Source organism: Allobosea sp. 05T439, assembly GCF_056396005.1.
The window spans coordinates 1-1041 of the sequence record NZ_JBFTKP010000116.1 but is presented as its reverse complement, the minus strand read 5'-3'; the positions used below and the strand labels follow the sequence as shown (position 1 = coordinate 1041).

The window sequence follows — 1041 nt, the reverse complement described above, 5'->3', positions numbered from 1 at the left end:
GCCCTGGAACAAATAGAGCCCGATCGCCAGCGCCGAGAGCGCCGCCAGCGTCTGGACGCTGCCCGAGGTCAGCGCCCGGTCATAGACCTGCAGCATGTAGAATGAGCCGGTCAGCGCCAGCACATTGATCAGCCCCGAGACCGCGAACAGGAAGAGGAAGGCGGAGCGGAAGCCGAGCGTCAGCCTGGCGGCATCGCGCTTGCGGGCGGAGGTCTGTGCCTTGGAAGGTGCCATGATCGCAAACCGTCAAAAGGAGAAGCAGTCGGCAGGAAGGCGGCCGGCGGACACGGGGTCCGCCGGCCGGGAGGACACGGCTTCTAGAGCGCGAAGTTGCCGGCGGTCAGGGTGTGACTGCCCTTCAGGTTGATCTGGAAGTCGGCATCGCCGTCGSCGTCGACATTGCCCTTGACCACGGTGTAGTCGCCGTCGGCCCGGGTCTCGTAGGAGACCACCAGCTGGGCCGTGGCGGTGAAGGCCGGGCCGCTGGTCAGGGTGAAGCTCTGGTTGCCGGCGAGCGCGCCATTGGCGTCGATGCCGGAGAGGTCGAGCTTATCGCCAGGCTCGAAGTCGAGGATGGTGTCGCCATCCGCCGCTTCCTTGCTCTCGAAGCGGAAGGTGTCGTTGCCGGCCCCGCCTTCCATCACGTTCACCGCCGCACTGGCCGTGATCGTGTCGTTACCTGCGCCGGTCGCGACGTTCTCGATGCTCCAGAGCGTGTCGGTGCCGCTGTCCGTGCTGACCGCGCTGCCGCGTCCGAGCAGGCCGTTGCCGAGATCGACCGTCAGGTTCGCCATGATYGCCGACATGTCGAGCGTGTCGATGCCCGTGCCGCCGTCGCTGTCATCGCCGAAATAGACGTCGTTGCCGTCACCCACTGTCGCCACGATCACGTCATTGCCCGCACCCGCCACCACCGTGTCGTCGCCGGCCCCGGCCGTGATCCGGTCGTCGCCGGTGCCACCGAAGATCCGGTCGTTGCCGGCCTCGCCATCGATCAGGTCGTTGCCGGCCCCGCCGAGCAGCACGTCGTCGCCGGGCCGG

The 1041-nt window shown here is 67.7% G+C and carries 1 protein-coding gene and 1 pseudogene; both read right to left on the bottom strand.

Annotated features, from left to right (window positions below):
- Window positions 1–234: pseudogene (locus AC1DIO_RS35295) on the bottom strand (type I secretion system permease/ATPase); the annotation flags it as partial.
- Window positions 235–317: 83 nt separating this feature from the next.
- Window positions 318–1041 (bottom strand): calcium-binding protein (locus AC1DIO_RS35290; protein ID WP_476854945.1); only part of this gene is annotated, 724 nt, incomplete at its 5' end.